The organism is Streptomyces sp. NBC_00212, from assembly GCF_045206365.1.
In the GTDB taxonomy this organism is placed as follows: domain Bacteria; phylum Actinomycetota; class Actinomycetes; order Streptomycetales; family Streptomycetaceae; genus Streptomyces.
In genome coordinates this window covers 7,318,738-7,344,767 of record NZ_CP108115.1, presented here as the reverse complement: position 1 = coordinate 7,344,767, position 26,030 = coordinate 7,318,738, and the positions used below count along the sequence as shown (strand labels likewise).

At 72.3% G+C, this 26,030-nt stretch carries 18 protein-coding genes; 10 read left to right on the top strand and 8 right to left on the bottom strand.

Annotated features, from left to right (window positions below; all coding sequences use genetic code 11):
• Positions 1–227: 227 nt before the first annotated feature.
• On the top strand, positions 228–878 hold the full coding sequence (locus OHA17_RS33500) for a response regulator transcription factor (protein ID WP_053724229.1): 651 nt from the start codon (positions 228–230) through the stop codon (positions 876–878).
• An 88-nt stretch (positions 879–966) separates the two neighbouring features.
• Positions 967–2,124 (top strand): ROK family transcriptional regulator, encoded by a 1,158-nt coding sequence (locus OHA17_RS33495; protein WP_398877813.1) that lies wholly within the window; start codon positions 967–969, stop codon positions 2,122–2,124.
• 119 nt (positions 2,125–2,243) lie between these two features.
• On the opposite strand, the gene OHA17_RS33490 is transcribed toward OHA17_RS33495, so the two are convergent.
• Positions 2,244–3,008 (bottom strand): GntR family transcriptional regulator, encoded by a 765-nt coding sequence (locus OHA17_RS33490; RefSeq protein ID WP_406509594.1) that lies wholly within the window; start codon positions 3,006–3,008, stop codon positions 2,244–2,246.
• Positions 3,009–3,349: 341 nt separating this feature from the next.
• Between OHA17_RS33490 and OHA17_RS33485 the strand changes: the two genes are divergently transcribed.
• From OHA17_RS33485 to OHA17_RS33470, 4 genes are all read left to right on the top strand, one after another.
• Entirely contained in the window at positions 3,350–4,222 is an 873-nt protein-coding gene (locus OHA17_RS33485) for an alpha/beta fold hydrolase (RefSeq protein ID WP_406509593.1), read from the top strand.
• Positions 4,223–4,408: 186 nt separating this feature from the next.
• Positions 4,409–5,965, top strand: a complete 1,557-nt coding sequence (locus OHA17_RS33480; protein ID WP_406509592.1) for an alkaline phosphatase D family protein — start codon at positions 4,409–4,411, stop codon at positions 5,963–5,965.
• 153 nt (positions 5,966–6,118) lie between these two features.
• Positions 6,119–7,516, top strand: coding sequence for a GNAT family N-acetyltransferase (locus OHA17_RS33475; protein ID WP_406509591.1), 1,398 nt, complete (start codon positions 6,119–6,121; stop codon positions 7,514–7,516).
• Between the two features lie 83 nt (positions 7,517–7,599).
• Positions 7,600–9,276 (top strand): DUF885 domain-containing protein, encoded by a 1,677-nt coding sequence (locus OHA17_RS33470; protein WP_406509590.1) that lies wholly within the window; start codon positions 7,600–7,602, stop codon positions 9,274–9,276.
• A gap of 58 nt (positions 9,277–9,334) precedes the next feature.
• On the opposite strand, the gene OHA17_RS33465 is transcribed toward OHA17_RS33470, so the two are convergent.
• Entirely contained in the window at positions 9,335–9,820 is a 486-nt protein-coding gene (locus tag OHA17_RS33465) for a rhodanese-like domain-containing protein (RefSeq protein WP_406509589.1), read from the bottom strand.
• Between the two features lie 95 nt (positions 9,821–9,915).
• On the opposite strand from OHA17_RS33465, the gene OHA17_RS33460 reads away from it, so the two are divergent.
• Positions 9,916–10,362: an Lrp/AsnC family transcriptional regulator gene (locus OHA17_RS33460; RefSeq protein WP_406509588.1), complete on the top strand. Its 447-nt coding sequence runs from the start codon at positions 9,916–9,918 to the stop codon at positions 10,360–10,362.
• 304 nt (positions 10,363–10,666) lie between these two features.
• Here OHA17_RS33460 and OHA17_RS33455 read toward each other — a convergent pair whose 3' ends face one another.
• From OHA17_RS33455 to fusA, 4 genes are all read right to left on the bottom strand, one after another.
• The gene (locus OHA17_RS33455; protein WP_406509587.1) at positions 10,667–13,696 is read right to left on the bottom strand and encodes an AAA family ATPase; all 3,030 of its coding nucleotides are present in this window, start codon (positions 13,694–13,696) and stop codon (positions 10,667–10,669) included.
• A complete protein-coding gene (locus OHA17_RS33450) occupies positions 13,693–14,847 on the bottom strand; it encodes an exonuclease SbcCD subunit D (protein ID WP_406509586.1) in 1,155 nt (384 codons plus the stop codon). Before OHA17_RS33450 ends, OHA17_RS33455 begins: the two co-directional genes overlap by 4 nt.
• Before the next feature lie 99 nt (positions 14,848–14,946).
• Positions 14,947–15,573 carry a YigZ family protein gene (locus tag OHA17_RS33445; protein WP_398877791.1) on the bottom strand — a complete coding sequence of 209 codons (627 nt, stop codon included), beginning with the start codon at positions 15,571–15,573 and terminating at the stop codon, positions 14,947–14,949.
• Between the two features lie 59 nt (positions 15,574–15,632).
• Positions 15,633–17,702: an elongation factor G gene (fusA, locus tag OHA17_RS33440; RefSeq protein ID WP_406509585.1), complete on the bottom strand. Its 2,070-nt coding sequence runs from the start codon at positions 17,700–17,702 to the stop codon at positions 15,633–15,635.
• A gap of 474 nt (positions 17,703–18,176) precedes the next feature.
• Between fusA and OHA17_RS33435 the strand changes: the two genes are divergently transcribed.
• The 3 genes from OHA17_RS33435 to OHA17_RS33425 all read left to right on the top strand — a co-directional run bounded on the left by OHA17_RS33435 (position 18,177) and on the right by OHA17_RS33425 (position 20,576).
• On the top strand, positions 18,177–19,127 hold the full coding sequence (locus tag OHA17_RS33435; protein ID WP_406509584.1) for a phytoene/squalene synthase family protein: 951 nt from the start codon (positions 18,177–18,179) through the stop codon (positions 19,125–19,127).
• A gap of 35 nt (positions 19,128–19,162) precedes the next feature.
• Positions 19,163–19,612, top strand: coding sequence for a CoA-binding protein (locus tag OHA17_RS33430; RefSeq protein ID WP_406509583.1), 450 nt, complete (start codon positions 19,163–19,165; stop codon positions 19,610–19,612).
• Positions 19,613–19,712: 100 nt separating this feature from the next.
• Positions 19,713–20,576: an alpha/beta fold hydrolase gene (locus tag OHA17_RS33425; protein ID WP_406509582.1), complete on the top strand. Its 864-nt coding sequence runs from the start codon at positions 19,713–19,715 to the stop codon at positions 20,574–20,576.
• Between the two features lie 60 nt (positions 20,577–20,636).
• Here OHA17_RS33425 and fxsT read toward each other — a convergent pair whose 3' ends face one another.
• Both fxsT and OHA17_RS33415 read right to left on the bottom strand, forming a co-directional pair.
• A complete protein-coding gene (gene fxsT / locus OHA17_RS33420) occupies positions 20,637–24,611 on the bottom strand; it encodes an FxSxx-COOH system tetratricopeptide repeat protein (RefSeq protein WP_406509581.1) in 3,975 nt (1,324 codons plus the stop codon).
• The gene (locus tag OHA17_RS33415; protein WP_406509580.1) at positions 24,604–25,953 is read right to left on the bottom strand and encodes a TIR-like protein FxsC; all 1,350 of its coding nucleotides are present in this window, start codon (positions 25,951–25,953) and stop codon (positions 24,604–24,606) included. The genes fxsT and OHA17_RS33415 overlap by 8 nt, the downstream gene beginning before the upstream one ends.
• Between the last annotated feature and the right edge of the window lie 77 nt (positions 25,954–26,030).

The following is a 26,030-nucleotide window of genomic DNA, read 5'->3' as shown; positions in this document are numbered from 1 at the left end:
GTCAGAGCCTGCGTCCGGCCGGATGTGCGGCCGCGCATCCGGCCGCACAGCTGGCCACAGGTCCGGCCACACGCCTGGCCGCGCCGCTGGGCTGACACCCGTCCTGATGACCTGGCCTTCTGATGGCCTGGCCTTCGACATGGCGTCCGACCCCGGTGCCAGGCACCGGATCCGGCGTTGTCCACAGGCCCCCGGGTGCCCCTCTGGCCTGCGACTAGGCTGGCCGGATGCCGGTAACCGTACTTCTGGTCGACGATGAGCCTTTGGTCCGCGCGGGTCTGCGGGCCGTGCTCGAAGCGCAGCCCGACATCGAGGTGGTGGGCGAGGCGGCCGACGGGGCGGCCGTGATCCCGCTGGTGCGGCAATTGCGGCCGGACGTCGTCGCGATGGATGTGCGGATGCCGCTCCTGGACGGCATAGAGGCGACCCGGGCGGTGCTGCGCACGGTGGAGGACCCGCCGAAGATCCTGGTGGTGACGACCTTCGAGAACGATGAGTACGTGTACGAGGCGCTGCGGGCCGGGGCCGACGGCTTCCTGCTCAAGCGGGCCCGGCCCGCCGAGATCGTCAACGCGGTCCGGCTCGTGGCGGAGGGCGACTCGCTGCTGTTCCCGGCGGCGGTGCGCGCGCTCGCCGCCGAGTACGGCAACGGTGCGGCGCGCTCGGCGCTCGCCGAGGCGGCGCTCACCGACCGGGAGGCCGCGGTGCTGCGCCTGATGGCGCGGGGACTTTCCAACGCGGAGATCGCCGCCAAGCTCATCGTCGGCACGGAGACCGTGAAGACGCACGTGAGCGCGGTGCTCGCGAAGCTGGGTGCCCGGGACCGCACCCAGGCGGTCATCGCCGCGTACGAGTCCGGTTTCGTGGCCCCGAGCTGATGCGCCTCCGTTACCGGCCGCCGCTCGCCGTACACCTGACCAGCGAGTACGATCCGGCAGACACGCGCACGAGCTGGGAGGACACACGTTGGGGCGGCTGACCGGCGGGGACCCCTCTCTGCTGCGGCGGATCAATTCCGCGGTGGTGCTGCACGCCCTCAGGGGCGCGGAATCTCCCACACTGACCGATCTGACCCGGATCACCGGTTTGTCGCGGCCGACGGTCGAGGGCGTGGTCGACGGCCTGATGGAGGCCGGGCTCGTTGTCGAGTCGGCGCCCGAGGAGGGCGAGGCGCGGCGTCAGGGCCGGCCCGCACGGCGGTTCAGGTTCCGGGCCGAGGCGGGGCATCTGCTCGGCATAGAGATCGGTCCGCACCGGGTAGCCGCCCTGCTCTCCGGCCTCGACGGCCGGATCTTCGGCGCGGGTTCCCGCGAGGTACCCGAGACGGCTTCGGCCGACGAGCGCCTCGAACGGGTCCGGATGACCGTCGCCGATGTGCTGCGCAAAGCCGGTGTGGCGCGCAGTTCGCTGCGTGCTGTCGGCGTCGGCAGCCCGGGCATCGTCGAGGCCGACGGAACCGTGCGGCTGGGCACCGCGCTGCCCGAGTGGACGGGTCTGCCGCTGGGCGAGCGGCTGCGGCGTTCCTTCCGCTGTCCCGTGCTGGTCGAGAACGACGCCAACGCCGCGGCCGTCGCCGAGCACTGGAAGGGCGCGGCGGCCGACTCCGACGACATCGTCTTCGTCATGGCCGGTCTGAGCCCGGGAGCGGGTTCGCTGATCGGCGGCCGGCTGCACCGGGGCTTCGGCGGCGCGGCGGGCGAGATCGGCGCGCTGCACCTGCTCGGCCGCGACGTCACCCCCGAGAAGCTGCTCTCGACGACGGACGAGCCGCTGCACCCGCTGGACGAGCAGGCCGTCGCCGATGTGTTCGCGCTGGCCCGGCAGGGCGATGCGCGGGCGCAGGCCGCGGTGGAGCGGTTCCTTCAGCGGCTGGTGCACGACGTGGCCGCGCTGGTGCTCGCCCTCGATCCGGAACTGGTCGTCGTGGGCGGCTGGGCGGCCGGCATCGACGGCGTACTGGAGCCGCTGCGCAGGGAGTTGGCGCGGTACTGTCTGCGGCCGCCTCGCGTGGTGCTCTCGATGCTGGGTGAGGCGGTGGTGGCGACCGGCGCGCTGCGGCTCGCCCTCGATCACGTGGAGGAAGAGCTGTTCGCCGTCGAGGGAACGGTGACGGCGCGGCGCTGAGCCGAGTGAGCGCGCCGAGGCGCCCCGAGGCGACCGTACCGAGGCACCTTCGGAACACATCACGGCCCGCAGCTTCGGGAGCTGCGGGCCGTGCGGTTTTTGCGAGTCGTGGACCGGGGTCAGGAGGCCCGGCGCTGCGGGCCGGGGTGGTTGATCTCCACATCGACCGAGTCGCCGAAGGTGAGGCGGCAGGTGTCCGCGCGGTAGGTGGCGACGGAGACGGCCGCGGTGCGGCCCTCGGCGAAGTACCGGGTGGTCACGACGAGGACGGGCGCGCCGGGCAGCCGGTCGAGTTCCTTGGCGTCGTCGGCGCGCGCCGAGCCGAGTTCCACGGCGCGGTCCTGGCCTTCGAGCTCCAGGCGCTGCAGTTCACGCAGGACGGCGCGGCCGCGGGCCGGGCCCGAGGGCACGTCGATCGCGGAGAGCTCGGGCACCGAGCCGACCGGAACGTAGAGGAGCTCGGCGGCGACGGCCTGGCCGTGGGCGACCCGGGTCCGGCGGACGGTGTGCATCTCCTCGCCGACGGGGGTGTCGAAGAGGCGGGCGACCGCGACCGGCGGCACGGCGGCCGTGGCATCCGCGGTCTGCCAGGCATCGCCGGGCGCACCGGGCCAGTCGTGCTGGGCGGTGGAGACCGGGACGGCCGTGCGGGGCGGGGCGACGGTGGTGCCGACGCCGCGGCGGCGCTGGAGCCGGCCTTCGAGTTCGAGCTGTTCCAGTGCCTGGCGGAGCGTGGCGCGTGCGACGCCGAACCGGGCCGCGAGGTCACGCTCGTTGGGCAGAATCTCGCCCACCGCGAAGTCCGAGTCGAGCGCCTCGCTGAGTACCGTCTTGAGGTGCCAGTACTTCGGTTCCGGCACCGATTCCAGCTGCGTGGTCCCCACCCTGATCCTCCGCAATCGCCGTGTCCGCGGCGGCTTTCCGTGCCCTTGTTTATTAAAGGTTCCTGCACTAACTCTGCGACCATAGGGCGGCCCACCCCCTTGGTCAAGACCAATCCTCGTTCCGTTACGGAGCGCGCACGAGGGTTGCCGCAGAGCGTTCACACGACGTTCGCGCCCCGGTGACGGCCGTGCCGCGCGAGGGCCCCGGGGCGACGAGCCGGACTCCGGAAAAGCCGCCGGCCGCCGACATGTCCGTTATGCCTCTTGAACTCCAGGCTACCGAGCGGTAGTTGTTGCTGACAGGACGTCTAAGTGTGGATCCCAGGACAGGGAGCAGCCCCATGACCGCAGAGGTCTCGTTCACTTTCGACACTCCCCTGGGGAGCCGCTCCACCTCGGTCACCTACCGGCGCGAGGGCACGGGCGAGCCGCTCCTGCTGCTCCACGGCATAGGCCACCACCTTCAGGCCTGGGACCCGGTCTTCGATCTGCTGGCTGCCGACCGCGATGTGATCGCCATCGACCTGCCGGGCTTCGGCGCCTCGCCCGCGCTGCCGGACGGCGTCTCCTACGGCCTCTCCACCGTCGTCCCGATCCTCGGCGCGCTGTGCGAGGCCCTCGGCATCGAGCGGCCGCACGTCGCGGGGAATTCACTGGGCGGCCTGCTCGCCCTGGAGCTGGGGCGCGAGAAGCTCGTACGGTCGGTGACGGCGCTCTCCCCCGCCGGCTTCTGGACGCCGTCCGAGCGGCAGTATGCGTTCAGTGTTCTGCGGATGATGCGGCAGGTGGCGCAGGCGCTGCCGCTCCCGGTCGTCGAGCGGATGTCCCGCACCGCCGCCGGGCGCACCGCGCTGACCAGCACCATTTACGCCCGCCCCGCCCGGCGTTCGCCGGAGGCCGTCGTCGCCGAGACGCTGGCGCTGCGCACCGCGCCGGGTTTCGAGCAGACCCTGGCCGCCGGGCAGGGCGTCCTGTTCACCGACGACGTGCCCGGGGTGCCGGTGACCGTCGCCTGGGGCAGCAAGGACCGGCTGCTCCTGCGCCGCCAGGGCGTCCGCGCCAAGCACACCGTCCCGGGGGCCCGGCTCGTGCGGCTGCCCGGCTGCGGCCACGTCCCCATGAACGACGACCCCGCCCTGGTCACCCGGGTCATCCTGGACGGAAGCCGCCCGGTCGGTGAGGTGCCAACCCGATCGACAGTCCAACTCGCCTAATTTGAGGCCGAGTTGGAGGCAGGCGAGGGGGCTGCCCGCCAGAGCGGCATCGGCGAGCCGATCGGTCCCTGGTTCCGGTTCCCTCGGCCCGGTCCGGTTGTTCACCCGGTGTTCGCGCTCGCGCCGCCACCGGGCAGTAGGCATGGCAGGGCACCCAGCGACCAACCTCCCCAGGAGGCGACACCGATGCCCAACCGCCGTACCGTACTGAAGGGTTCGCTCGCCGCGTCGGCGGGTCTCGCCCTGCCGGCCGGGCTCGCCGCGGCGCCCGCGTTCGCCCGCTCCGGCCGGCCGAGCGCCTCCTGGGGTGTGCAGGCCGGCGACATCACCGCCTCGTCCGGGCTCATCTGGGCGCGCTCCGACCGTCCGGCCCGGATGGTCGTGGAGACGTCCGCGACGGAGTCCTTCCGGCGCGCCCGCAGATGGCAGGGGCCGCTGCTCGGGCCGGGTACGGACTTCACCGGCACGACGTCGCTGCGCGGGCTTCCGGCCGGCGAGCAGATCCACTACCGGGTCACCCTGGCCGACCCCGACGACCCGAGGCGCACCGGCCGGCCGGTCCACGGCACCTTCCGCACCGCGCCCGACAGCCGGCGCGACGACGTGCGGTTCCTGTGGTCCGGGGACATCGCCGGGCAGGGCTGGGGCATCAACCCGGACATCGGCGGCTACCGCGTGTACGACGAAATGCGGCGCCTGGACCCGGACTTCTTCCTGTGCAGCGGCGACAACATCTACGCCGACAACGTGATCCTGCCGAGCGTGACGCTGCCCGACGGCCGGGTGTGGCGCAACATCACCACGGAGGAGAAGTCCAAGGTCGCCGAGACCCTCGCCGAGTACCGGGGCAACTTCCGGTACAACCTGCTCGACGAGAACGTCCGCGCGTTCAACGCCCAGGTGCCGTCCATCGTGCAGTGGGACGACCATGAGGTCCGTAATAACTGGTACCCGGGGCAGATCCTGGACGACGCGCGCTACACGGAGAAGAACCTCGATGTGCTCGCGGCCCGTTCGCGGCGGGCGTTCAGCGAGTACTTCCCGATCTCGACGCTGGGCACCGGCGACCGCGCGGGGCGGGTGCAGCGGGTGCTGCGGCACGGCCCGCTCCTCGATGTGTTCGTGCTCGACATGCGGACGTACCGCGATGCCAACTCGCCCGACCGACAGCCCGACGACAGGGTCGGCATCCTCGGAGCCGAGCAACTCCAGTGGCTGAAGCGGGAGTTGGCGAGGTCGCGGGCGGTGTGGAAGGTCATCGCCGCGGACATGCCGCTCAGCCTCGTCGTCGTGGACGGCGCGACCGACTTCGAGGCCGTTTCCCAGGGCGACCCGGGCGCGCCGCTCGGGCGCGAGCTGCAGATCGCCGAGCTGCTGCGGTTCATCAAGCACCAGCGGATCACGGGCACGCTGTGGCTCACCGCGGACGTGCACTACACGGCCGCCGAGCACTACGACCCGTCGCGGGCCGCGTTCAAGGACTTCGCCCCGTTCTGGGAGTTCGTGTCGGGGCCGCTCGCCGCGGGCGGCTTTCCCCCGGACAAGGTGGACGGCACGTTCGGCCCCCGGCAGGTGTTCGTGCACGCCCCGGCCACGGCCAACGCCTCGCCCATGGAGGCGCCGCCGAACTTCGGCGAGATCGAGATCGACGGCGGCTCCGGCGAGTTGACCGTGCGGCTGCGGGCGCAGGGCGGTTCGGTACTCTTCACCCAGGTGCTGCGGCCCGGGCTCGTGGGTCAGTGACCCTGGGGCCGGTGATGGTCAGGCCGGGAGACGGAGACGAACACTCCAGGCCATACCCGGCAGAAAACAGCCAAAAGAGCATCAGAAGCACACTTAACCCGTCAGTCACAAAGCGTTCGTGATCACGCAACACCGCTGAGTCACAGTGATGCCATGACTGGTACGCAAGGACAGCTGTCCAACAAGCACACCCGCCGCCGTCACCACTGGCGGCGGGACCTCGTCGAGCTCGCCGCGCTGTTCACGGCCGTGGCCGTCGCGGACGGACTCGCGAACCTGGTCGCGCACGGCCCCGACGGACCGTTCCTGCTGGTCGCCTCGGCGCTGGCACTGGTCGCCACGGCGGCGTTCCACACCTGGTGGGCCCGCCGCCACAGCCATGCGCCACCGCTCCCGGACACCGGCGACACGGGCGATACCGACGCCGTCTCGGGAGCCGACGGCGCGCCCCGCGAGACGGCGCTCTGGCGGATGCGGACGACCGTACGGGACGAGCCCGGCAGTCTCGCCGCGCTGTGCACCGCGCTCGCCGGGCACCGCGTGGACATCCTCACGCTCCAGACGCACCCGCTCGCGGAAGGCACCGTGGACGAGTTCCTGCTGCGTACGCCTGCCGAGCTGTCGGCCGCCGAACTCTCCCGGGTGATCTCCGCGGCGGGCGGCCACGACACCTGGACCGAGCGGGCCGACGCCCACGACCTCGTGGACGCGCCGACCCGGGTGCTCGGCCTCGCCACCCGAACCGCGCTGGATGCGGCCGAACTCCCGCTCGCGCTGCGCCAGTTGCTCGGCCGCTGCACCATCCACTCGCTGCCCGCGGTCTCCCTGACCGGCCGCCCCACCGGCGAGACGGCTCCCGTCGAGGGGGTACTGGAGTCGACGACCATGCGGCTTCGCGACCCGAACGGCGGGGCGATCACCATCGAGCGGCCCCATCTCCCGTTCACCCCCACCGAGTTCGCCCGGGCCCGGGCGCTGGTCGAGCTGGACGCCCGGCTCGGCCCGCGCGTCCCGCGCAGCGAGGACGTCCTGACGCTGCCCGAGGGCAACGAGATCACCGTACGGCGCGCCGACCAGAGCGACATCGAGGCCGCCAAGGCCATGCACGAGCGGTGCTCCGACCGCACGCTCGGCCTGCGCTACCACGGCCCCGTCGCCGACGCCGACCGCTACCTCGGCCATCTGCTCAGCCCGCGCTACGGCCGCACCCTCGCCGTGCAGACCGCCTCCGGACGCCTGGTCGCGCTCGGCCACCTGCTGTGGGACGGCGACGAGACCGAGGTGGCCGTGCTCGTCGAGGACTCCTGGCAGCGCCGCGGCATCGGCTCCGAACTGCTGCGCCGCCTGGCCGACCTGGCCGTCGAAGCCCGCTGCGACAGCATGTACGCCGTCACCCAGGCCTCCAACACCGGCATGGTCGCGGCCATGCGCGGGCTCGGCCTGCCGCTGGACTACCAGGTCGAGGAGGGCACCCTGGTGGTCACCGCCCGCCTCGACAAGACGGCCCCGATGAGCTCCGCCGGCCGCCGCGGGCACTTCGAACAGCGCTGAGCGGATCGGTTCTCGGCGACCCGGTCAGGCGTTCCGGCAAGATTGGTGGTGACGCGGAGCCCTCGCTCGGAGAGGATGTCCGCATGTCAGTCACTTCCAGCAGCGCGCTGCCCCGCCAGATCGCCGACGCCTACGTCGACGCACTCATCGAACTCGACCCGATCACCGGGAGCTATCTGGGCGTCAGGGCGAGCCACGCCCTCCTGCCCGACTTCTCCCCCGCTGGACAGGCGGCCGTGGCCGACCTGGCGCGCACCACGCTCGCCCGCCTCGACGAGGCCGAGCGGCAGCCCGGCGCCGACAGCGACGCCGAGCGCCGCTGCGGCCGGCTGCTGCGGGAGCGACTGACCTCCGAACTCGCCGTCCACGAAGCCGACGAGGGCCTGCGAGCGGTCAGCAATCTGCACTCGCCCGCCCACAGCGTCCGGATGGCGTTCACCATGACGCCCACGGAGACCGAAGAGGACTGGCGGGCGGTCGCCTCCCGGCTGCGCGCGGTGCCCGCCGCCATCGAGGGCTACCGGTCCTCGCTCGAACTCGGCCTGGAACGCAAGCTGTTCGGCGGGCCGCGCGCCACCGACACCGTCATCGGCCAGCTCGGCGAGTGGGTGGACACCGGCTTCTTCGAGGGGCTCGCGGCGCCGGGCCCCGAGTCGCTGCGCACCGAACTCGACACGGCGGCGGGCGAGGCGTCCGCCGCCCTTGTCGCGCTGCGCGACTGGCTGCGCGACGTGTACGCGCCGGCCATCGAGGGATCCGCCGACACGGTGGGCCGCGAGCGGTACCAGCGCTGGTCGCAGTACTTCAACGGCACCGCGCTCGACCTCGACGAGGCGTACGCCTACGGCTGGTCCGAGTACCACCGGCTGCTCGGCGAGATGAAGACCGAGGCCGCCAAGATCCTGCCCGGCGCGGGCCCTTGGGAGGCGCTGGCCCACCTCGACGAGCACGGCGCGCACATCGAGGGCGTCGACGAGGTCCGCGACTGGCTGCAGTCCCTGATGGACGAGGCCATCGAAGCGCTGGACGGCACGCACTTCGAACTCGCCGAGCGGGTACGGAAGGTGGAGTCCCGCATCGCACCGCCCGGCGGCGCGGCCGCCCCCTACTACACGGGCCCCTCCGAGGACTTCTCGCGGCCCGGCCGCACCTGGCTGCCCACCATGGGCGAGACCCGCTTCCCGGTGTACGACCTGGTGTCGACCTGGTACCACGAGGGCGTGCCGGGCCACCACCTCCAGATCGCCCAGTGGGTGCACGTCGCCGACCAGCTCTCCCGCTACCAGGCCACCGTCGGTCACGTCAGCGCCAACGCCGAGGGCTGGGCGCTGTACGCGGAGCGCCTGATGGACGAGCTGGGCTTCCTCACCGACCCCGAGCGCCGGCTCGGCTACCTGGACGCGCAGATGATGCGCGCCTGCCGGGTGATCATCGACATCGGCATGCACCTGGAGCTGGAGATTCCGGCGGATTCGCCGTTCCACCCGGGTGAGCGCTGGACGCCGGAGCTGGCGCACGAGTTCTTCGGCGGCCACAGCAGCCGTCCGGCGGACTTCGTACAGAGCGAGCTGATCCGCTATCTGTCGATGCCGGGGCAGGCGATCGGCTACAAGCTGGGCGAGCGCGCCTGGCTGCTCGGCCGTGAGAACGCCCGGGCCCGCCACGGTGACGCCTTCGACCCGAAGGCCTGGCACATGGCGGCCCTCTCGCAGGGCTCGCTCGGCCTCGACGACCTGGTCGACGAGCTGTCCAAGCTCTGAGGTGCCGGCGGGGCGGTCCGTCGACCGGGCCGCCCCGCCCCCTCGGTGCCCTCCGGGTTCAGCAACCGCAGTCCTCGGAATCGACGGGCGCGGTCAGCGGGTCGGCGGCGCGCTTCTCGCCGCCCTCCCACGTCTCGAACGCGAAGCCCTCGCGGACCCAGTACTCGAATCCGCCGAGCATCTCCTTGACCTGGAAGCCGAGTTCGGCGAGCGCGAGGGCCGCACGGGTGGCGCCGTTGCAGCCCGGTCCCCAGCAGTACGTGACGACCGGGACGGCCTTGTCCAGGAGCTGCTCGGCCTGCTCGGCGATCAGCGCGGTCGGCAGGTGGACGGCGCCGGGCACATGGCCCTGGTCCCAGGACGCGGTGGAGCGGGAGTCCAGGACCACGAATCCGGGGTCGCCCTCGACGGCGAATGCGGAAGCCACGTCGGAGACGTCCGCGTGGAAGACCAGGCTCGCGCGGAAGTAGGCGGCGGCGTCGGCGGGGGCGGCCGGGGCCACGCGCAGGACGGGGTTGGCGGGGGCGGTCAGCTGTGTCGTCATGGCTGAAAATCTATGCGCCAGTGATCAACTCCGGGAAGGTCCGATCCCCGGAACAACTCTTGATCCGCCGGGGATTTCACGGTTGTCTGGGCGGCATGACCGCGTATTCCCCGGACGCCACCGACTGGCGCATTCTGGAAGCCCTCCAGCAGGAAGGCCGGGCCACGTTCGCCGAGCTGGCCCGGACCGTCTCCATGTCGGCGAGCGCCGTCACCGAGCGGGTGCGGCGGCTCGAAGAGGCCGGGGTGATCGCGGGCTACACGGCCGTCGTCGACCAGGAACGCCTCGGCCGGCCGATCCTCGCCTTCGTCCGGCTTCGCTATCCGAACGGCCATTACAAGCCGTTCCACGATCTGGTGGAGGCGACGCCGGAAATCATGGAGGCCCACCATGTGACGGGCGACGACTGCTTCGTGATCAAGGTGGGGGCGCGGTCGATGAGCCACCTGGAGGAGATCTCGGGGAAGATCGGGACGCTGGGGTCCGTGACGACGAGCGTGGTGTATTCGTCCCCGCTCCCGCGTCGGGCGATCGGCCACTGAGCGGGGCAGCCGGGTGCGCTGGGGCTCCGCCCCAGACCCCGGATGCCCCCACCCCGTCCCTTCCCGCTGTGACACTCTGCGGCTCCGCCGCGTGCCCTCCGGGGATTGAAGGCCTCCTGGGGCTCCGCCCCAGACCCTGTTCGCGCCTGAAGGGCGCTCGTCCTCAAACGCCGGACGGGCTGAAGATGCCGACCCGGGCCAGCACCATCCTGCTAGGGGCGCGGGGAACTGCGCGACCAGCCAGCCACGGTCCGCACTCGAACACTCACCCCCGGCGGGTTTCGGGAAGGGGCGGGGTGGGGGCCTACGGGGTCTGGGGCGGAGCCCCAGCTGCCACCCCCCTCAGCCGCACCGACGAGCCCGCCCGGTCCTTCACCACTTCCAGCTGTGCCGGGATGCGGCGCCGCAGGTCGCCCACGTGGCTCACGATGCCCACGCTGCGGTCCCGCTCCCGCAGCGAGTCCAGGACGTCCAGGACCTCGTCCAGCGTCTGGTCGTCGAGGCTGCCGAAGCCCTCGTCGATGAAGAGGGTGTCAAGGCGCGCCCCACCCGCCTCGTCGGTGACGACGTCGGCCAGGCCCAGGGCCAGCGCGAGGGAGGCGAAGAACGTCTCGCCGCCCGACAGCGTCGCCGTGTCGCGCTCGCGGCCCGTCCAGGCGTCGACCACGTGGAGCCCGAGCCCCGAGCGGCCCCGGCCGCCCTTCGCGTCGGAGTGGACCAGCGTGTACCGCCCGCCCGACATCCGCTGGAGCCGGGCCGTCGCGGCGGCCGCGACCTGTTCGAGGCGGGCGGCCAGCACGTACGACTCCAGGCGCATCTTGCGCTCGTTGTCGGCGGAGGTGCCCGCGGTGAGCCCGGCGAGGCGGGCCACCCGCTCGTACTCCTCGCGCAGCGGGCCGATCCTGCGGGTCTCCTCGGTGGCCCGACGGCTCAGCGCGTGCAGTTCCGTGCAGCGGGCCCGGGCCGCCGAGAGCGCCGACGCCGCCTCCCGCAGGGCCCGTTCGGCCGCCGCGGACCCGGCCGCCGCCTCCTCGGTACGGGCCGGCGCGGCAAGACCGGCCGCTGCCGTCTCCGGCTCGGCGAGGCGCGCGGTGACCGTGGCCCGCTGGTGCTGCCACTCGTCGAGCCGGTGCTGAATGTCGCGCTGGCCCCGCTCGTCGATCAGCGCCGCAGATGCCGCGGCCGGGGTGTCGAATCCGGCCCGGAACGCCGCCTCCGATAGCCGGCCGTCGGCCTCCTTGAGCCGCTCGGCGCTGTCCTCGACGGCGCGGACCGCCTCCACCGCCTCGGCGAGGATGGCCGCCCGGTGTTCGAGCAGCCCGGCCTGCTCCGCGACGCTGGCCGCACCCGCCCGCACCTCGCTCAACTCCCGCTCCAGGGCGGCCTGTTCGCGATCCAGAGCCTCGCGGCTCGCGGTCCGAGCGGCGATGTTCTGCTGGGCCGTGCGCTGGGCGGTCAGCCGCCGTTCGTACTCCCCCTCTGCCGAGGAGAGCGCCAGCCGCGCCTCGTGCAGCCCGGCCGCCTCGTCCCGCGCCGCGCCGTGCGCCCGCTGCAACTCCCCCGCCGCACCGGCCAGTTCGGCCACGCTCGCCGCGCCCGCCGCGGCCCGCGCACCCGCGAGCTCCTCCCGCAGGGAGGACAACGCGGCCTCGGCCTCGGCTCGGGCCCGGTCGGCGTGCCGGTAAGCCTGTTGCGCGGCGTCCTCGGTCGCGCGGTCGATCTGGCCGGTGCCGGGGCGCGCGGGCGCGGGGTGGTCGGCCGAGCCGCACACCGCGCACGGCTCGCCCTCGCGCAGCCGCGCCGCCAGCTCGGCCGCGATGCCACGCAGCCGCTCCTCGCGCAACGCCAGCCAGTGTTCGTGAGCGGCGTTGGCGGCCTCGCGGGCGCCGGCATGCCGCCGGTCGGCCTCGGTCAGGCGGGCCTGCAGCGCGTCGCGCTCCCGGGCTGCCGCGAGCCGCCGCTGGGCCGGATCGAGCTGTCCGGCGAGCTGTTCCGCGCGGGTCGCCGCTTCGTGGGCCCGCTCGATGCGGGTCTGGTGATCGGTCCGAGTGGTCTCCCAGCCCGCAAGCCATGCCGCGGTATCGCTGAGGGCGTCCTCGTCGGCGCGGGCCTGCCGATCGAGGCGGGCGCGCTCGTCGTCGATCTCCGCGCTGCGGCGCTCGGCCCGGCGAGCGGACTCCAGGGCGCCGAGATCCTGCCGCATCCTCCGTTCCAGGGCGGCGAGTTGATCGGCCCCGGCGTCGGCAAGGTCCGGGCGCAGCCGGGCGCGGGAGCGGTCCCGTTCGGCGGTGGCCGTGCGGTGGGCGCGCTGGGCCTGCTCCCACCATTCCAGCGCGGGCGAGACCAGCTCTGCCTTGCGGGCCGTCTCCAAACGGGCCCGCAGCTCGTCCTGTTCGGGACGGCGGGCCGCCAACTCCTCCGCCCTGCGGGCCGCTTCGGCGTACCGCTCCTGAAGGGCCGCCAGCTGCCGGGCCTCTTCGGCGATGCGTCGGGCGGCCGCCTGCCTGCTCTCGGCGGCAGCCACGGCGGCCGAGGCGATGTCGAGGCGCTCGCGCGCCCCACCCCGCGCGACGGCCGCCCATTGCAGGACGGCCGACGCCAGGCCTGGGTCCCCCGGCCGTGCGTCGGGCAGCGGCCACGCGCGTGCGTCTGCGCTGTCGCCCGCGGCCTGCGCCATGCGCTGGGCGAGGGCGAGCAACTGGTCGTCGCCGTCCTTGACTTGACGCTCGGCGGTCTTGCGCAGCTCGGCCAGGCGGTCCTCCACTGCGGCGAACCTGCGGGTGTCGAAGAGCCTGCCAAGGAGTCGCCCGCGCGCTTCCGCGTCCGACCTCAGGAACTTGGCGAACTCGCCCTGCGGCAACAGCACGACCTGGCAGAACTGCTCCCGGCTCATCCCGATGAGCCGGCCGAGCTCCTCGCCGATCTCCTGGTGCGAGCGGCTCAGCGCCCGCCAGGCGCGGTCGGCCGGGTCGTACTCGCGCAGCCAGGTCTGCGCCTTCTCGGTGGTGAAGCCGCTGCCGCGCTTCTTGGGCCGGTCCTGCTGCGGGCGGCGGGTGATCTCCAACCGCCGCTCGCCCACGGTCAGTTCGAGCAGCACCTCGGTGAAGACGTCGGGTGCGGCGTGGTCGCTGCGCAGGGGGGTGCCGGGGCTCTGCCGGGCGCCGGGGACCGCTCCGTACAGGGCGAAGCAGACCGCGTCGAGCACCGAGGTCTTGCCCGCGCCGGTCGGTCCGTGCAGCAGGAACAGGCCCGCGGCGGACAGCGCGTCGAAGTCGACCTCCTGGCTGCCCGCGAAGGGGCCGAAGGCCGTGACGCGCATGCGGTGCAGCCTCACCGGGCCACCTCGCGCACGCCGTCGTCCACGCGCACGGCGTCGAACGCACCTTGCAGCACCGCGCGTTCCCGGTCGTCGGGGCCGCTGCCGCCGCGCACGTGCGCCACGAAGTCCTCCGCGATCTGCTGGTCGCTGCGGCCGCTGAGCCGCTGCGCGTACGAGGCGTGCGGGTCGCCGTCGGCCCGCTCGGGGTCGAAGGCGAGGCTCAAGGTGTGCGGGAAGCGGGTGCTGATCCGGGCCATGGCGTCGGCCGGGCGCTGCGCGTCGGTCAACGTGGCCTCCACCCATGCCTGTTCGTGCCGGGCCAGCGCCGGGTCTTCGAGGAGTTCGTCGAGGTGCCCCCGGATCCGGGCGAGGGGGCGCGGCACCGGGCAGTCGACGCGTTCGGCGGTGACGGCTCCGTCGGCGGCGAGGTCCACCAGCCACATGGACTTGCGGTGGGTGGCCTCGGAGAAGGAGTAGGCGAGCGGGGAGCCGGAGTAGCGGACCCGGTCGGTGATCACCTGGCTGCCGTGGAGGTGACCGAGGGCCACGTAGTCGACGCCGTCGAAGACCCCGGCGGGCACGGCGGCGACTCCCCCTACGGTGATGTCGCGCTCGCTGTCGCTCGGCTCGCCCCCGGCCACGAAGGCGTGCGCGAGGACGATGGACCGGGTGCCGTCGGGGCGGGTCGCGAGGTCGGCCCGTACGCGCTCCATCGCCGCGGCAAGGACCGCCTCGTGCCCGGCCTTCGGCGCCGCCAGTTCGTCCCTGACCAGGGCGGGCTCCAGGTAGGGCAGCCCGTAGCAGGCCACGTCGCCGATCATGACCGGCGTGCCGCAGCCCGCCGGGTCGGTCCGCAGATGGATCCCGGCCCGCTCGATCAGGCCGGCCCCGACGCCGAGCCTGCGCGCCGAGTCGTGGTTGCCGGAGATCATCACGGTGGGCACGCCGAGGCCTGCGAGGCTGTGCAGCGCCCGGTCGAAGAGCTCGACGGCCGCGAGCGACGGCACCGCCCGGTCGTACACGTCCCCCGCCACCAGCACCGCGTCCACACCCCGGTCACTCGCCGTCGCCACCACGTGGTCGACGAACGCCGCCTGGGCGTCGAGCAGGTCGACCCGGTGGAAGGACCGGCCCAGGTGCCAGTCCGAGGTGTGCAGGAATCTCATGATCCCCGAGGGTAACGGTGGGGTCTGACATCACGGGCGGTTACCGGGACATCCGGCTGTTCCCCCCGCCTCAGCCCTCCCGTGCGGCTGCCGCCGAGCTCACGCATCGCCGTACGCCTCCCCGCCCAGCTCCAGCGTCGCGGTGCCGGCGGTGGCGTCGGCGAGCCAGCCGCGGAAGGCCTCGACGTCGGCCTCGGGCAGCCCGAGCTCGATCGTGACGGCCTCCGCGTACCGCACCTCGCGCACCGCGCGGCCGGTCGCCCTGAGGTCGTTCTCCAGCTTGCCCGCGCGCTGGTGGTCGACGGTGACGCTGGCGAGGCGGAACCGCCGGCGCACGATGGTGCCGAGCGCGTCCAGGGCTTCGCCGACGACACCGCCGTACGCCCTGATCAGACCGCCCGCGCCAAGCTTGACTCCACCGTAGTAACGGGTGACCACGGCGACGACGTACCGCACCTCGCGCCGGGTCAGCATCTGGAGCATCGGCACGCCCGCGGTGCCGCCGGGTTCGCCGTCGTCGCTCGCCTTCTGTACGGAGGCGTCGGCTCCGATGACGTACGCGAAACAGTTGTGGCTGGCGGTCGGGTGCTCCTTGCGGATGCGGGCGACGAACGCCTGCGCCTCCTGTTCGGTCGCGGCGGGCGCGAGCGCGCAGATGAAGCGCGACCTGTTGATCTCGCTCTCGTGCACGCCCTCGCGGGCGATGGTGCGGTACTGCTCCTGCATCCGCCCACCCTATGCGCCTGTCCCGCCCCGGCCGACCGGGGCGGGACAGGCAGCGGCGGCTACCGCGTCAGGAGCGCGTCGGCGACCGCGGCCGGTACCGGCGCGAGCGGCGCGGGCCGGGTGGTGAAGGTGCCCCGGCCCTGGGTCCGGCCGCGCAGCCGGGATGCGTACCCGAAGAACTCGGCCAGCGGGACCGTCGCCGTGATCACCGCGGAACGGGCTCCGGCGGTGGACGCCGACACCTGGCCGCGGCGGGCCGCGAGGTCGCCGAGGACGCCGCCGACGCCGTCCTCGGGCACGGTCACCGTCACCTCGACGACCGGTTCGAGGAGCCCCATCACGCTCGCCCGCAGCGCCTCGCGCAGGGCGAAGCGACCGGCCGTGCGAAAGGCCAGCTCCGAGGAGTCCTTGGCGTGGGTCGCCCCGTCGGTGAGCGTGACCCGCAGGCCCGTGACCGGATGGCCGCCGAGCGGGCCCTCGGCGAGGGCGTCGCGGCAGCCCGCCTCCACGGCGCGCGCGTACTCCTGCGGCACCCGGCCGCCGACCACCGTCGACCGGAACTCGAATCCCACCTCCTCCAAGGGCTCCACATCAAGGACGACCTGCGCGAACTGCCCGGCCCCGCCGTCCTGTTTGACGTGCCGGTATACGAGGCCGGTCACGCCGCGCAGGACGGTCTCGCGGTACGAGACCTGGGGCCGGCCGACGGTGACCTCCACGCCCTGGTCGCGGCGGATCTTCTCCACCGCGACCTCCAGGTGCAGCTCGCCCATGCCGGAGAGCACGGTCTGGCCGGTCTCCGCGTCGGACCGCACCACCAGCGACGGGTCCTCCTCGGCGAGGCGTGCCAGCGCCGCGGCGAGCCGGCCCGTGTCGGTGCTGCGCCTGGCCTCGACGGCGACCGACACCACCGGTTCGGCGACCGAGGGCGGTTCCAGGAGCACGGGTGCGTCCGGCGCGCACAGGGTCGCGCCGGGCCGGGTCGCCTTGAGGCCCACCACGGCGACGATGTCGCCTGCCATCGCTTCCTCCCGTTCCTCGTGCCGGTCGGCCTGCACGCGCAGGATCCGGCCGACGCGTTCGATGCGGCCGGTCGCCGCGTCGCGTACGGAGTCGCCCTTGAGCAGGGTGCCCGAGTAGACCCGCAGATAGGTCAGGCGACCGCGCGTGGTGGCCGCCACCTTGAAGGCCAGCGCCGCGAACGGCTCCGCCGGATCGGGCGCCCGCTCCTGCTCGACGCCGGCCGTGATGCCGCGCACGGGCGGCATGTCGGCGGGCGACGGCAGGTAGGCGAGCACCGCGTCCAGCAGGGGCTCGATCCCGCGGTTGCGGTAGGCCGAACCGCAGAGCACCACCACGGCGTCCCCGCTCAGGGTCAGCTCGCGCAGGGCGCGTACGAGGGTCCGCTCGGTCAGCGCCGAGGCCGCACAGAACTCCTCCAGGGCGTCCGGATGGAGCTCTGCCACCGTCTCCTCAAGGAGGCGGCGCCTTCGTGTCGCCTCGTCGAGCAGTGCGCCGTCGACCGGCCCGCTCGTGCAGGTGTCGTCGTGCCACCGCAGGGCGCGCATGCGCACCAGGTCGACGACGCCGGTGAACCCGTCCTCGCGTCCGATGGGCAGCTGGACCACCAGGGGTACGGCGCCGAGCCGCTCCCGGATCGAGGCGACCGCCTCGTCGAGGTCGGCGCCCGTCCGGTCCAGCTTGTTCACGAAGGCGATGCGCGGCACACCGTGCCGGTCGGCCTGTCGCCAGACCGACTCGCTCTGCGGCTCGACTCCGGCGACGGCGTCGAACACCGCGACGGCCCCGTCGAGCACCCGCAGGGACCGCTCGACCTCGTCCGCGAAGTCGACGTGGCCCGGGGTGTCGATGAGGTTGATGCGATGCCCGTCCCAGCGGCAGCTGACGGCCGCCGCGAAGATGGTGATGCCGCGGTCGCGTTCCTGCGCGTCGAAGTCGGTGACGGTCGTCCCCTCGTGCACCTCGCCCCGCTTGTAGACGGCACCGGTCGCGAACAGGATCCGTTCGGTGACGGTGGTCTTGCCCGCGTCGACGTGGGCGAGGATGCCGAGGTTGCGAACGGCGGAGAGGGAAGAAGTCGCGGCGAGGGGTCGCGTGTTGGTACGCATGGCCTGAGGCCTTTCGAATGCTTTCGCTGAGGATGCCCAGGGACGGACTGGGCAAGCAGGCAGCGCGATTCAGGACGACGAGAACCCGGTCGGCTCAGCCGTGACGACACGTCACAACAGCACGGCGAACAAAGGGATCTGACGCTACGTCACAGAAATCCGGTGAAGGCCGCGCAGCCGTCACCGAGCGATGCGAGACACCAAAATCACGTCGTACCGGGACGGGGGAGCAATGGCCGCGGTGTGGTGCGTACGCATGACCCGGCTCCCCTTCTCTTCACTCGACGCTCGTCACTCGACATGAGGCGCGCAACGCCCTGTCGGCGGCGCGCAGTGGCGAGTGTAGGGAGCCGACCGGTCCCGGTGCACGGGGTTTTCCGGAGGGCCGGGTGGACCAACGCCGTGATCAACTGGTCCCGGGTTTTCGACACCCCCAACAGCACGAACCGGGACCAGCACCAGGAGACACCAGACATGAGCGCGTGGAACCAGGCCCTCGACGCCGCGGGCATCCGCGATCCCGGGCTGCGCGCCGACTACACGCGCCAGCGCGAACTCGCCGCCCGCTTCAAGCGCAGCGCCTACCTGGCCGCGCGCATGCTGCTGCCCGGCCCGCTGTTCCCGCACGTGGTCGCCGCGACCGCCTTCATGCACCACAGCGACAACCTGCTCGACAGCGGCCCGAAGGACGAACGTGCGGCGGCCTACGCCGAGTGGGAGAAGCACGTACGCGAGGGCCTGGCCGGTGGCGACAGCGGCCACCCGGTGATCCGTCCGCTGCTGCACACCAGCACGGCGTTTCCCCGGCTGCGCGGCCATGTCGAGGAATATCTGCTCACCGCCCGCGCCGACCTGGAGTTCGCCGGGTTCGCCACGGAGGCGGACCACCAGGCCTACATCGACCAGTACTCACTGCCCGCCTTCATGCTGGTCGCCTGCCTGCTCGCGCCGCAGGACGACGCCGCGGACTTCCGCGCGGGGTGCCGTACGTACATCGACGCCAGCCAGCGCCTCGACTTCGTCAACGACCTCGCGGAGGACCTCGCCGACGGGCGGCTCACCATCCCGCGCGAGACGCTGGAGCGCTGCGGGGTCACCCGCGAGGACCTGGAGCAGGCCCGGGACCTGCCCGGCGCCCGGGAGTTGATCACCTTCGTGCTCGGGCAGGCCCGCACCACCCTCGCCGCCGGCCGGCCCTTGACCGGTCTCGTCCCCGCGCAGGGACGCCCGCTGGTGCGTGCCCTGATCGCCTTCGACGAGCTCACCCTCACAGCGGCCACCAGGAAGGGCGCCGGCCTGCTGAAGGGCTCGGCCCGGCCCTCGGCGCCGGGCGCGGTGCGGGTGCTGCTGCGGGAGTACGCCCGGGCCCGGCGCATGCGGCGGGAGCTCGGCCGCAGGGAGAGCTTCGCGGCCCACGAGGCGTGACAGGAATGCCGTCCACGGCCGTGAGCGTTCCGTCCATGACCGTGGACAGCCCATTCGAGGAGACCCCCGTGCAGTCCGAGCAGTCCGAGCAGGAAATCATCCGCAAGATCCTCACCGCCACCGGAGACACCTGGGCCGTCGTCGGCCTCTCCTCCAACCAGCGCCGAGCCGCCTACGGAGTCGCGGACGTCCTCCAGCGCTACGGCAAGCGGATCGTCCCGGTGCACCCCAAGGCCGAGACCGTCCACGGCGAGCAGGGGTACGCCTCGCTCGACGCGATCCCGTTCCCGGTCGATGTGGTGGACGTGTTCGTCAACAGCGACCTCGCCGGGGCCGTCGCCGACCAGGCCGTCGCCATCGGCGCCAAGGCCGTCTGGTTCCAGCTCGGGGTCATCGACGAGGACGCCTACGACCGCACCCGCGCCGCCGGGCTCGACATGGTCATGGACCGCTGCCCGGCGATCGAGATCCCCCGGCTCGGCTGACCGGGGCGGGTTCCGGCCCCGCATTCAACGAGTGCGGGTATGTACCACTGAATGGCACACGCTCATACTGTCGCCTACCAGACCTACGGGGAGGCACCAGTTGGGGGAGCTGATTCGCACCAGGGACGGGCGGGACTTAGCGGTCGAGAACTACGGGAACCCGCAGGGCAGACCGGTGTTCCTGCTGCACGGCACCCCGGGGAGCCGGCTCGGCCCGGCGCCTCGCAGTGCGGTGCTCTACCGCCTCGGCGTCCGCCTCATCACGTTCGACCGGCCGGGATACGGCGATTCGGACCGGCTGCCGGGGCGCCGCGTCGCGCATGCGGCGGCGGATGTGGAGGCGATCGCCGACGCTCTGGACATCGACGAGTTCGCCGTCGTCGGACGGTCCGGCGGCGCGCCCCACGCACTGGCCTGCGCGGCGCTCCTCCCGGACCGCACGGCGCGGGCCGCGGCCTTGGTGGGGCTCGCGCCGCGGGACGCCCAGGGGCTCGACTGGTTCGAGGGGATGACCGAGTCCAACGTGCGCGAATACATCAACGCGGCTGCCGGGAAAGGGCAGTTGACGACCTCCCTGGAGATGCGGTCGATCACGATCCGCGCCGATCCGCGCCGTTCGGTCAACGACATGCGGCCCGGGCTGCCCAAGCCGGACCGGGGCATCGTCGCCGACGCGGGCATCCGGGCCATGCTGGAGCGCAACTTCGAGGAAGGGCTGCGCAGTTCGGCCGACGGCTGGGTCGACGACGTGATGGCGTTCAGCACCGACTGGCAGTTCCACCTGGAGGACATCCACGCGCCGGTACTGCTGTGGCACGGCGAGCAGGACGTGTTCGCACCGGTGCAGCACACGCGCTGGCTGGCCGAGCGGATCCCCGGCGCGCAGATGATCGTCGAGCGCGGGGCGGCACACTTCGGGGCGCTGCGGGCGCTCACCCGGGTGCTGAGCTGGGCGACTTGGTGAGTTTCGCGGTCCGAACCGGGGCAGCGCCCGGGCCCGTGGCCCGAGCACTCCCCGTCCCGCTCACACCGGCTGCGGCTCCAGGTCCCGGTTGATCCGGCGCCAGGCACGCGCCGCCTCGGCGATCGGATGGTCCACGCCCAGCTGCTTCGCGGCCGGCTCCAGGATGGAGGACCGCAGCCGCTGGGCCTCCTCCTCCCGGCCGGCCGACCGCAGCGTGATCGCCAGGTTGGAGCGGCAGGCGAGCACATCGGGGTGAGTGGGCCCGAACCGCTCCAACAGGCCCTTGAGCGCGGTCCGTTCCCAGCGTTCGGCGAGGTCGGGGCGGCCCATGTCGCCGTAGGCGTTGGCCAGGTTGATCGCCGCGCACAGCGTGAACGGGTGGCGTGCGCCCAGGACTTCCTCAAGCGCCGCCCGCACGTCCTCGCCGCCGCGCGCCGCCTCCTGGGCCGCGCCGAGCCCGCGCTGGTAGATGTAGACGTTGTTGCGGCAGGCCAGCGTGAAGGGGTGCTCCTCGCCCAGCGTGCTCTGGTAGCCCTCAAGGGCCTGGACGGCGAGGTCGAGGGCGGCCTGCTTGTCGCCGGTCGCCGAGAAGTCGGCGGCCAGGTTGAGACAGCAGGCAAGCGCGTCCGGCGCCTTGGTCCCGTACCGGCCGCGGTAGCGGTTGTACGTTTCCTCGGTCAGACGTTTCGCCTCGTGCGGGTGGCCCGCCTTGCGCAGGGACACCGCGAGGCTCTTGGCGGTGCGCAGCGCCTCGGGCACATCGGCGTTCAGGACCCGTTCGAACGCCGCCACCACTTCCCGCAGGACCTGTACCGAGGCCACGTACTCGCCGCTCTCGCGCAGGTCCCGCGCGAGGTGGCCCTTGGTGGTGAGGGTGAAGGGGTGCTCGTCGCCCAGTAAGGCGCTGCGGCGCTCCACCGTCTCCTCGTCCAGCCTGCGGGCCGCCTCGCTGTCGCCGCTGAGCCGGTAGTCGATGGCGAGGTTGTTGGCTGCGATCAGGGTGCGCGGGTGGTTCTCGCCGAAGATCTGCCGCAGCCCGTGGTAGATCCTGAGGTCGCGGGTGAGGGCCTCGTCGAACCGGCCGAGCGCGCGCAGATCGGCGGCGAGGCTGCCGGTGGTGATGAGGATGCTGGGGTGGTCGTCGCCCGGGTGGTCCTTGTGCAGGACGCTGATCTGGCGGGCGAGCGTGTCCTCGTCCATCGCCCGGGCCTCCTGGTACTTGCCCTGGGCGCGCAGCGCGTTGGCGAGCTCGAAGCGGATGTTGAGGGTCTGGAGGTCGTTCTCGCCGAGCTCGCGCGTCCAGACCTTGTTGAGCTGGGTGCCGAGCACCCGGGCGCTCTCCAGCTCACCGCGCTTGAGCAGGTAGCGGATGCGGTCGACCATGAGCTGGCGGACCTTCTCCTCGTCGCAGTCGGCGATGCCGGAGGCGCTCAGGTGCGGCCAGATCAGCTCGAAACTGGGCCAGCTCTTCGGGTCGTTGACGGGGTTGTCGCGGTCGACGCCCTCGACCGGGCGGGCCTCGGCGAGGATGCGGTGGACCTCGTGCTTGGCGGTGTCCACCTCCTCCTCGGTCAGTCCCGACCGCACCGCGGCCTGGACGAGCCGGTGCACCTGGATGCTGCTGTCCGCCGGGTCGACCTTGGCCAGCGCGAACCGGTTCAGGGTCTGGATGACCTTGCCCAGCATGTACCGCTCGCGCAGGTCCGGGTCGTACGGCAGGAGGGACTCGAACATCGAGTCGCTGCCGATCAGCCGCATCGAGATGGGCTCGGCGGAGAAGAACGAGCAGAGCTCCAACAGGCGTACCGCGGCCTTGGATTCGTCGCGCAGCCGACTGATCGAGATGTTCCAGGTCGCGCCGATCTGCTCCGAGTAGTCCTCGGGCTTGCCGAGTGAGAGGACCTTGGTGCTCTGCTCCTTGAGCTGTTCCACATAGGCGTCGACGGGCGTCGCCGTCTCGGCCAGCCAGGCGGCCGCGACCTCGACCGCGAGCGGCAGGTCCCCGACCGCGTCGGCGACCCGGTCGGCGTCCGAAGCGGGGAGTTTGGTGACCCGGCGGCACAGGTGCTCGACGCTCTCGGGGCGTGTGAACACCTCGACCTCGATGGCCTCCACCTTGGTCGAGGCCGGCTTGTTGCGGCAGGTGGCGAGTATGTGGCCGTACGTTTCGCCGGAGATCGGCTCGGTCTCCTCCGGGAGGAGTTTCAGCGCCCGGTCGAGGTCCTCCACGTTGTCGAAGATCAGCAGCCAGCGGGAGTAGGGCGCGCCGCGCCGCAGCGCCTGCATGGCGGCCGTCGCGGCCTCGGCCACCACGTCACCGGCCCTGAGGTCCATCTCGGCGGCCAGCTCGGCCAGCGAGGACACCACCCGGTCGGGCTGCTCGGACTCGATCCACCACACCAGGTCGTAGTCGGCGCGGAAGCGGTGCGCGTACTCGCGGGCCACCTGCGTCTTGCCGACGCCGCCGAGCCCGTACAGGACCTGCGGGAAGCGCTGAGCGGAGCGGCTGTCGCCACGCAGCTGGTCGCGCAGCTTCTCCAGGACGGAGGTGCGGCCGGTGAACCAGGCGTGCCGGGGCCGTACGTTCCAGATCTTGGGCACGCTGCCCGGATAGCGGGGCCCGGCCGGCCCGGCCGTCAGGGCGTTGACCGCTTCGGCCCGGTCGAGAGCGTGCAGCACGGCGGCCCCCGCGTCGTTCTCGTCGAGGCGTACGAGGTCGATGAGGCCGCGGCTGCTGAGCGGCGGGGCGAGCCGTACGTCGCCGACCCGCACCGGGAGTATCTGGCGCCGCCCGCCGGCCGCGTCGAGGCCGGCGCCGGTCTCCCAGAAGCCGCGGGCGCGCTCGGTGTTGAGGTAGGCCTGCGAGACGACGGGGATGACGCGGTATCCGGTGCCGGAGGTGAACTCGGCCTCCACGGTGGCCGCCCGGGGTGTCCGTACGTCGATGGGCACGACGTGGAACCCGCCGACGGTCAGCACGTGCACCAGCCAGTCCGCCCACATCTGGTCCTCGGCGACATGGGTGAGGACCACATTGGACGGCGGCATGGGCCTGCGCCGGGTGTAGGCGGCGACATGGGTGAGCCGGTCGGCCTCGTCGATGGGCGGCAGCGAGTTCACCAGGCCGCCGGTGAGGACGGAGGTGAGCCGTTCGCAGGCGCTGAGCATGGAGCTGCTGACGTTGGGCGCGTCGCCGAAGGTGGCCAGGATCTCTTCGTAGGCGTAGAAGGGGCGGTAGGGAACCTCCACCGTGCCCCAGTAGTTGGCGAGTTCCTCGGTGCTCAGTCCGCTGGGGAAACCGGGGAAGCTCTCGCGGGCGAGCGCGCGGCCGGCGTCCGCCTTCTCCTTCTCGCCGTCGTCGATGCGCATGGGGACGGGCAGGATGCGGATGTGCCGCTCGTGGTAGCGCTCCTCGATGTCGCGGGCCACCGCCGAGGCGCCGTCGATGCTCTGGTCGCTCAACGTGAAGCAGACGACGAGGACTTCGGGCATCTGGACGGTGCAGATGTCGGCGATGTCGCTCAGGCCCGTACGGCTGTCGATCAGGGTGTAGTCGTAGTGGCGCTGCATGTCGTCGCGCATCGCGTCGAAGAACTGGCCGCCGCCGAACCGCTCGTGGAAGTCGTCCCAGTCCATCTTGCCCACGATGGACGGGTAGTCGCGGTTGCGCCGCCCCGCCGAGAGGAAGTCCAGACTGCCGCCCTGCGGGAAGTTCCAGTTCAGGGAGGTGGCGTGCGGGCGCACCCGGGCGTAGTCGCGGTGCCAGTCGGGGGCGCGGTCGGCGGGGCGCCGGGCCTCGTCCTGGTAGTCGGTGATCAGGTTGATCAGGCCCGGGGTCGCCTCCAGGTCGGCGAGGTCGAGGAAGGGGTGGAAGAACCGGTGCAGGCCCGGCGCCTCCAGGTCCCAGTCGACCGCGAGCACCCGGTATCCGTTGGCCGCCAGGATCCATGCGCAGTTGGCCAGCGCCATGGTCCGTCCGGTGCCGCCCTTGTACGAATAGAACGTGACGACGGTCCCGTTGCGGTTCTCAGTCATCTGATGAGCCCTCCGCCTTATCACCGTTGTTCTTGTCCTGGTCCGTGCTCTGACCGCGGCCACCGGGGCCACTGACGCCGTAGCCGATGCCGCGCGGAAGCACCCGGGGCATCGGCCCACCGCTTCCGGGCGGTGGATAGGTCGGCGCGTTGGCCTCGTAGTATCTGACCGCCGACTTCACGGCCCCCGGGATCGCCTTGCTGAAGGCTTCCAGTGTGGGCAGTCCGGCGCTCGGTGTGCGATGTCCGTCGCTCTCGTCGCCCCGGGTGGCGAGCGCGTCGTCGGTCTGCCGCGACAACTCGCCGTCGTGCGCCCGGGTTTGGGGGTCGGCCTCGCTGCCCGGAACCAGGACGCTGATCCAGGGCCGGGGCGTGGCGCACAGCTGGGCCATCAGTTCGCGGCGGCTCCGGGCGTCCAGGGCCCAGCGGTCGAGCAGCAGCAGACCGGGCCCGGCGGGCGGCTCCGAGTCGAGGAGCCGCTCGGGCTCGGCCTCGAAGTCGCTGAGGTGCACGGTGTATTCGTCCAGGCCGCGTACGACGTCGACGGTGTGGTCGGCGAGCGGTCTGGAGGAGGCCGGATGGTACGGGTTCCAGTCGAGGGCCTCGGATCCGTAGCAGTCCGGGCTGCGTCCGGTCGGGAGGGTGGATCGCGAGCAGGCCAGGACGGAGACCTCCAGTTCACGGGCGGGCTCGCCGGCCGGCCCGAAGGCGGGCGGCACCTTCGCGTAGTCCTGGTGCGGGTCGCCGGGCTCCAGGCGGATCTGCTGGGCCACGCTCACGATGCGTTTGGCGAGCTGGTAGACGGCGCGTTCGTACTGGTCGCGCAGGTAGTTGAGCTTGATGAGGCCGTAGAAGCCCTCGTCGGCGTACTCGTCGCCGAAGGTGGCGTGGTTGAACTGGAGCCGCTCGGCGGGCTGCGGCAGCTGTCTGGTCGGCACGGGCACCCACAGCGCGGGCACGATTCCGGTGACGGGGTTGCTGTTGTTGTGGCTGTTACGGGGGTTCTGGGCGGCGGCCCGGCTGGAGAAGGCGAACCACTCCCGGCCGCACTGTTCGCTGAGGAAATAGCGCGGCGAATAGAGCGGCACGAACACCTTGCTGAACGCCAAAGCGTCCGAGAGCCGTTCCTGCCATCCCTCGCCGGGCTGCATCTGCTGGTCCATGAAGCCGGCGCTGCCGGCCGGCAGGGACGTCAGCTGCATCACATGGGCGCAGAGGTCCCGGAAGAAGCGCTCCACCCAGAGGTTGGGGTTCCGCTCCTTGGGGTCGCTCTTCGGCGTGTGCGCGTAGCTGAGGAAGAAGTACGGCTTCTGCTCGTCGCCCCCGGCCCCCACTGATTGCACCACTGTCTCCCCCGGTCCAAGTGGATGGGTCCTCAGTGTAGGAACGGAGGATTCTCCGGCGGAACAGAACGAACAAA

What these genes read in the sequence shown, in the direction of transcription:
- OHA17_RS33445 (WP_398877791.1), bottom strand. Translation starts at nt 15,573, where the DNA reads ATGCAGGAGCAGTACCGCACCATCGCCCGCGAGGGCGTGCACGAGAGC.
- OHA17_RS33480 (WP_406509592.1), top strand. Translation starts at nt 4,409, where the DNA reads ATGCCCAACCGCCGTACCGTACTGAAGGGTTCGCTCGCCGCGTCGGCG.
- OHA17_RS33485 (WP_406509593.1), top strand. Translation starts at nt 3,350, where the DNA reads ATGACCGCAGAGGTCTCGTTCACTTTCGACACTCCCCTGGGGAGCCGC.
- OHA17_RS33470 (WP_406509590.1), top strand. Translation starts at nt 7,600, where the DNA reads ATGTCAGTCACTTCCAGCAGCGCGCTGCCCCGCCAGATCGCCGACGCC.
- fxsT (WP_406509581.1), bottom strand. Translation starts at nt 24,611, where the DNA reads ATGACTGAGAACCGCAACGGGACCGTCGTCACGTTCTATTCGTACAAG.
- OHA17_RS33435 (WP_406509584.1), top strand. Translation starts at nt 18,177, where the DNA reads ATGAGCGCGTGGAACCAGGCCCTCGACGCCGCGGGCATCCGCGATCCC.
- OHA17_RS33450 (WP_406509586.1), bottom strand. Translation starts at nt 14,847, where the DNA reads ATGAGATTCCTGCACACCTCGGACTGGCACCTGGGCCGGTCCTTCCAC.
- OHA17_RS33500 (WP_053724229.1), top strand. Translation starts at nt 228, where the DNA reads ATGCCGGTAACCGTACTTCTGGTCGACGATGAGCCTTTGGTCCGCGCG.
- fusA (WP_406509585.1), bottom strand. Translation starts at nt 17,702, where the DNA reads ATGCGTACCAACACGCGACCCCTCGCCGCGACTTCTTCCCTCTCCGCC.
- OHA17_RS33465 (WP_406509589.1), bottom strand. Translation starts at nt 9,820, where the DNA reads ATGACGACACAGCTGACCGCCCCCGCCAACCCCGTCCTGCGCGTGGCC.
- OHA17_RS33460 (WP_406509588.1), top strand. Translation starts at nt 9,916, where the DNA reads ATGACCGCGTATTCCCCGGACGCCACCGACTGGCGCATTCTGGAAGCC.
- OHA17_RS33475 (WP_406509591.1), top strand. Translation starts at nt 6,119, where the DNA reads ATGACTGGTACGCAAGGACAGCTGTCCAACAAGCACACCCGCCGCCGT.
- OHA17_RS33430 (WP_406509583.1), top strand. Translation starts at nt 19,163, where the DNA reads ATGACCGTGGACAGCCCATTCGAGGAGACCCCCGTGCAGTCCGAGCAG.